At 60.3% G+C, this 5,877-nt stretch carries 6 protein-coding genes and 1 pseudogene; 1 reads left to right on the forward strand and 6 read right to left on the reverse strand.

From position 1 onward, the window contains the following. Positions 1 to 122: 122 nt before the first annotated feature. The 6 genes and pseudogenes from AC0L3A_RS39740 to istA all read right to left on the reverse strand — a co-directional run bounded on the left by AC0L3A_RS39740 (position 123) and on the right by istA (position 4,237). Positions 123 to 428, reverse strand: coding sequence for a DUF3768 domain-containing protein (locus AC0L3A_RS39740; protein WP_473256468.1), 306 nt, complete (start codon positions 426 to 428; stop codon positions 123 to 125). Positions 429 to 454: 26 nt separating this feature from the next. Then, complete coding sequence (locus AC0L3A_RS39745) at positions 455 to 994, reverse strand: type 1 periplasmic-binding domain-containing protein (protein WP_473256473.1); 540 nt, start codon at positions 992 to 994, stop codon at positions 455 to 457. Between the two features lie 209 nt (positions 995 to 1,203). Further along, positions 1,204 to 1,431, reverse strand: a complete 228-nt coding sequence (locus AC0L3A_RS39750; RefSeq protein WP_473256469.1) for a hypothetical protein — start codon at positions 1,429 to 1,431, stop codon at positions 1,204 to 1,206. A gap of 45 nt (positions 1,432 to 1,476) precedes the next feature. Further along, entirely contained in the window at positions 1,477 to 1,638 is a 162-nt protein-coding gene (locus AC0L3A_RS39755; RefSeq protein WP_473256470.1) for a hypothetical protein, read from the reverse strand. Positions 1,639 to 1,942: 304 nt separating this feature from the next. Then, a pseudogene (gene istB, locus AC0L3A_RS39760) lies at positions 1,943 to 2,685 on the reverse strand (IS21-like element helper ATPase IstB). Positions 2,686 to 2,698: 13 nt separating this feature from the next. Beyond that, positions 2,699 to 4,237, reverse strand: a complete 1,539-nt coding sequence (gene istA / locus AC0L3A_RS39765) for an IS21 family transposase (protein ID WP_473256471.1) — start codon at positions 4,235 to 4,237, stop codon at positions 2,699 to 2,701. A gap of 1,189 nt (positions 4,238 to 5,426) precedes the next feature. Here istA and AC0L3A_RS39770 point away from each other — a divergent pair. Beyond that, a complete protein-coding gene (locus tag AC0L3A_RS39770; RefSeq protein WP_473256472.1) occupies positions 5,427 to 5,738 on the forward strand; it encodes a hypothetical protein in 312 nt (103 codons plus the stop codon). Positions 5,739 to 5,877 lie beyond the last annotated feature (139 nt).

Genomic DNA, 5,877 nt, shown 5'->3' on the forward strand with positions numbered 1-5,877 from the left:
ACGCGTATTTCGCGGGGTCCGATCCCTGACAGGCTGTCGGCAATCTGACGCGTTATCGAAACAGAGCGAGCTTTGAGCGATGGTTCTCTTAGGTTTTGATGGCGATTGGTCGAGCCGACGCGTTACCACGCGGCATCCAGCTCAATGCTACCGAAATCGTGCTCTCCGGGCGGATCATTCCTCCAGGTGAAGTCGTCAAACGTGGGTACCAGCGCAGCAACGGGCCTGAATGGTGAAGCTGGTGACGCCCCGCACGTGATGAGGATGGTGCCGCCGAGTGGCGGAGGCGGTCGTTTAAGAGTCGCATGTTGATGGTGTCGGCCACGTGAGGTCTCCCGTCGATTGTTGGCTGCGCCAGTCGCGGCCGGTGGGGAGAATTCGAGGCTCGTAGCGTCTTGCGGGCTGGCACAGTGAGTTCCGCGTCGCATGGCGTGATGTCTTGGCGCTGCGGCAACTAACTCCCGCTCGACACGCCGGCACCTCGCATGCTTCGTATGTTGAGTTCTGCCGTGAAGTCCTGCTGGTCGGAACTTACTGGGAAGGTAACGAGGATCTCACCGCCGGTCGGCTTCAGGTGCTCGGAAAAATACTTGAATTGGCCCTTGCTGTAGCCCGTGGTATCGTGAGTCATCACGAACTTCTTGCAGCCTTGCTTGGTCAGGAATTCGGCGGCCAGCCTGCCTTCGTGGATCATCGTGCCATAGACACGATGGACTTCCCTATAATCGTTGCCGTACGTGATCTCCGGTAGGATCGCTCCCCAGACTACGACCGGCAGCCCGAAGCGCGCATAGGTGCCGACGGTCGCGATGCCCACGGCGGAGCAGTAATGCGTCGCGCCGGCGACGATGGAATTGTCGGACGCCGCCTTGGTCGCGACCTGGATACCGACATCTTGTCGCCTTTGATCGCAGCCAAAGCAACCTTCGCCTTGAATGCCGGAGAATGCGTCCGGCGGCTCTTCTTCGTCATCTTCGCTCCTGATTCGCGGCAAGAATCCTCGCCGCTGTCAGACACAAAATCCACTCAAGCTACTGTCCGAATTTGCCGGGCCAGCTCTCTCGCCATGGTTGCGCTTCGCTATGGGTTTGGCTGCTGGAGCCCGCAATGCGTTTTTTTTGGCGCTTTTGATGTTCTTGCACGTTTTTGGCGGGTTGCCAGACCGATAGCTCGACCCCAAGCGGTCGGCCTGAGGTCACGATCCTAAACCTCAAGCCCGATCAGGTGAAATCTCAATTGATCAACGCCATGATCAACGATGGAGGTCGACTGAAAAGTCTCAACGAGCCAACGAACAAAGAGCACCAGGAGCGGCTTCGAGCGAAAATCTCCAAAGCTCTGACGGCCATCGAGAAAATAACCAAAATCTGTCATCTGATCTAAAGCAATAAGCCAACGAACGCGCCGCGCCGGTTCGTCGTCACGCGGCATCGCCATTTTGCGGTGTGCGCTAGCGGCGTATAGGAGAGACCGTTCTTATTCGCTCGTCTGTTCCGGTACCCCCAGGAACTGTAGCGCGGTATCGACCTGCTCAAGCTGGCGTTGGATATCGCTCCGCTGATCGGGGTCTTCGGTGGCTCCAAGTCTTTCGAGGAGCTTTTCCTTTAGAGCAAGCAAGTTCTTGGTAACTGTCGTCACTCTTCGCCCTCCGCTGCTAAGATTGCCAGGTGTGATGAAATGCGCATTCCAGGGATGGTGATCAGGTGTTCCAGGCGATGGTGATCACGGATTCCAGCGATCGTGATCAGGTGCGGAGGCGAACACGGCTGACGGGTTTATGTGTGCTGGAAATGGTCTCCTGGTCAAGGCTGGCGGGTTGGTTTGGAGATCGTCCGGCGGTCCATGGGAGGGCCCCGTGCGCGGCGGGGAGTGCCCCACGAGCGACGCAGCGCCGCGCGCGGGAGGGGCCTGTGGGCCGGCGGGGCGATCGTGCGCGAGGTGCTCACGGTTTTTTCTTTTCGCCGGCCAGACGCCGCAGACTGACGCCTTTGAGCTCGATGCGGTGCGCATTGTGAATGATGCGGTCCAATATCGCATCGCCGAGGGTGGGATCGGCAATGACGTCATGCCATTGCGACACGGGGACCTGACTTGTGATCAACAAGGATCCCTTGTCGTAGCGATCGTCGACGATCTCGAGCAGATCACGGCGCTGGTCGGCGGTGAGCGGTTTGGGTCCCCAGTCGTCGAGGATGAGGAGATTGACGCGCTCGAGCGCGGCGATCAGGCGCGCCAGACGGCCCTCGCCGCGTGCCTGGGCGAGATCGGCGAACAGGCGGGATGTTCGCTTGTAGAGGACGGAGAAGCCGTCGCGGCAGGCTTTGTTGCCGAGCGCACAGGCAAGCCAGGACTTGCCGGTGCCGGTTGGGGCGACAATGACCAGGTGGTTGCTGTCGCGGATCCATTGGCAGGTGCCAAGGTTCTGAAGAGCGAACGATCGAGACCACGGGCGGTGCGATAGTCGACGTTCTCGATGGCGGCGGCTTGACGGAGCTTGGCACTGGTCAAGCGGCGCGTGAGGCGGCGGTTGTCGCGGGCGGTGACCTCGCGATCGACCAGGAGGCCGAGCCAATCGGCGTGCGGCATCTCGGCCGCCTCGGGATTGTTCTGCAGTTCGACGAAGGTATCGGCCATGGCGGCGAGGCCGAGGGCGCGCAAGCGATCGACGGTGGGGTGAATGAGCATGCTGATCTCCTCATCAATTGTCGTAATTGCGGCCGCGGATGTTGGCGTGGAAAAGGATGGGCGCCTCCTCGGCGGGAAGAGCAGTTCTGTCGGTGCCGTTCTTGAGGATCGCGGCGACCGATTTGTAGGAACGGGCGTTGAGCAGCAGGGCCCGGGCGCAGGCGGCGCCGACGCGTTCTTGGCCGTAGCGCTTGACCAGCCCGAGAATGCCGATCGCGGAGCGGAAGCCCTGTTCTGGATGCGGCCGCGACCGCAGGATGACGTCGATCAGCGTCTCCGCATCGGGGCCGACCTTGGTGGCTTCGGAACGAATGCGCTCATGGGTCCAGTCGCGATAGCGGCGATGCGAACTCGGCATATGCTCGGGAATCGTGGTCGGGCGATGCGGCAACGTGCTGCGCAGATGCGACGCCACCCGCTTGCCGCGGAGAAATATCTCGACGGTCTTTTGGGTGATGCGGGCCTCAACCTCCTGATGAACGAGGTTGTGAGGACCGCTGTAGTAATGCTTGGCGATCTCGACGTGATAATCGAGGTTGACCCGGCAGCGCTTCCACTCGGCATACTCGTATAGTTCATCCGGCAAGGGGGTGAGCGCCGGATGATCCAGCTCCTCGAACAGTTCGCGCCGACTTCGCCCCCAGCTCCGGAGAGGTCGATCGTTCAGCTCGGCAAGAAGCGCGTGGATCGCCTCATTGAGGGCGGCGAGCGAGAAGAAGCGGCGGTTGCGCAAGCGCGCCAGAATCCATCGACCGACGATTTGGACCCCGACTTCGACCTTGGCTTTGTCCCTTGGCCGATACGGCCGTGCCGGAACGATGGCGGTGCGGTAATGGCGGGCGAGATCGGCATAGGTCCGGTTGACCATCGGTTCGTGAAAGCAGGCCCGGGTGATGCCGGCCTTCAGATTGTCGCTCACCGTCTGCCGGGCCACGCCGCCGAAATAGGAGAATGCCCGAACGTGCGAGGCGATCCAGTCCGGCAGGCTCTGGCTGAGGCTGGCTTCGGCATAGGTGTAGTTCGAGGCGCCGAGCACGGCGACGAAGATCTGCATGCTGCGCACCTCGCCGCTGAGCCCGTCAACCACCTCCATCGTATGGCCGGAATAGTCGACGAACAGCTTCTCGCCGGCGACATGGAGCTGGCGAAGGGTCGGCTTGAGGCGGCCGGCCCATTCCTTGTAGCGTTCGCAGAACCACGAATAGCTGAAGCTGTCGGAGCTTGCGTCGCAATACTCCTCCCACAACAGCATCAGCGTGACGTTCGGGCGCCGCAGCTCGCGATGCACGAGCGCCCAATCGGGCTGCGGACGCTCGTCGCTGGGCCGATCGGAGGGTGGTGGATACAGGCGGTTCTCGAGCCGGAGATCGTCATCCAGCTCCGGCGGCAACGGCCAGGTCAGGCCAGCCCGGCGGGTTCGATTCAGGTACTTGCTGACCGTGCCTTGGGCCAGGCCCAGGCTGCGGGCAACGGCGCGTTGCGACATGCCGACGCTGTAGTGCAGACGTAGAACTTCACGAATGTGGCGCATGGACGGTCTCTCGGTCGGCATCTCGATCCTCTGCGGTTAGGCAAAAGACCAAGCTACCCGGGTTGCAGACCGTCAGCGGTGCGCGCCTCCTGGTTGCCCCCGATCGCGATCGCTGGAAATAGCGATCACGATCGGCTGGAAATGGTGATCACGATGCTCTGGAATGGGTGATCACGATGGCCTGGAATCGGTGATCACGATCGGCTGGAACGCGCATTGCTAACCATCCTGCCGTGCGTAGACTTCTTGAGCGACATCTAGCGGAACAAGACACCTTGCAATCTCAAACCGTGCTTTCCGCTGCTTGCAGAAGGCTCATCCTTCGATGAAACGTCGAGCCGACATCCATCCAGCTCACGTCCTACCGATCATGCGCTCTAAATTCACAGCTCTGGGGTCAAAAGCGGCATCATGACGGCTGAGCCGGACGTCACTTTGCGAACGCAAGCATTCGGCAAGAACCGTCTGGACAATTGTCCTCGGCTTTGCCGCCGCAGCCGTTGATGCGGTGGAGCTGGCCTGACTCTGGGCATATTTTGGCATCATGACACTCAGTTCATCAAGGCCTCTGGCGGACGAGCATTCGAGCATGGCACAGCATAGGTCACGCGAGCGAGCCGCGCCGCGGCCCTGGCTGCCTCCCGGCGTCCATCAGGATGAGGATGCGCTGGACGCAATCATGGTGGTGCCCCTCCGTCCGGAAATCAGCGAACATATGGCACACCTGCGCCAGGGAATGGCCGAACATCATCCCTCCGAGCCGTGTGGAAGGGCCATTTGCTGATGTCGCCCTCCCTTCCGATTTGATGTCGCGCACCTTGTTGTCACGGCAGGTCTCTTGGCTCGCGGGCTCTTGCTGCTGTCTGGCTTCCCGACGCGGAGAGTTTGCGCCAGTGACTCTACCCTCTCCAAGGATTGGCGTGAATTATCGCCCCGGTTTGCAGCGCCATTTTCCACGCCGCCTCCTAGGCAACGATCTTGCTCCACTGTGGTCCGGCGAAGACATGGATGAAGCAGCTGTTAATAACCTCTTCTGGTTCGATGTCGCATATCAAGCCGGCCGGCTACAGATCGATACGAAGTATAATCCAACCCAGGTCGCCTATGAGGTGAGCCGAGATGTTTGCATAGTGTTGCAACGGGAGCTGTTGCACACAATCCGCGAATTCGGAAAAGCCCCCCGACACCTTCAGCTATGAGTGAACAAAGTATGGAATCGCTGGCGAGAGTGAACACAAATGTGGTGTCAAAGAAAAAGGAGAGCATCGATCTAGCGGACCAAAATCTCCCGAGCCTTATCCTGCGGCTCGCCTTTCCATCTGTTGTTGGTTTGTCGAGTCGCGCCTTGCAGCAGGTCGTCAACGCGATCTTCGTTGGCGCACTCGGCGCCCAAGCGATCGCAGCTGTCAGCATGACCTTGCCCATCATAGTCCTGCTCGCGGCAGTCGGACAGGGGATAGGTGTTGGAGCAGCTTCGTTCATATCGCGTCATCTCAAACGGAGCGGCCCTTTTCTAACTTAGCCTCTGGTCCCAAAACCGGGTCCATTTCACTAGCGACCGCAAATAGGTTGGATTTTTCTTTCGGGGCAAATGATTGCGGGGTGGGTCTACCCTCCCTCCTGTTAATTCAGGCTTCCCAGCCGCACCCCGCATCCCGGCG

The organism is Bradyrhizobium sp. MI1.3, from assembly GCF_055811695.1.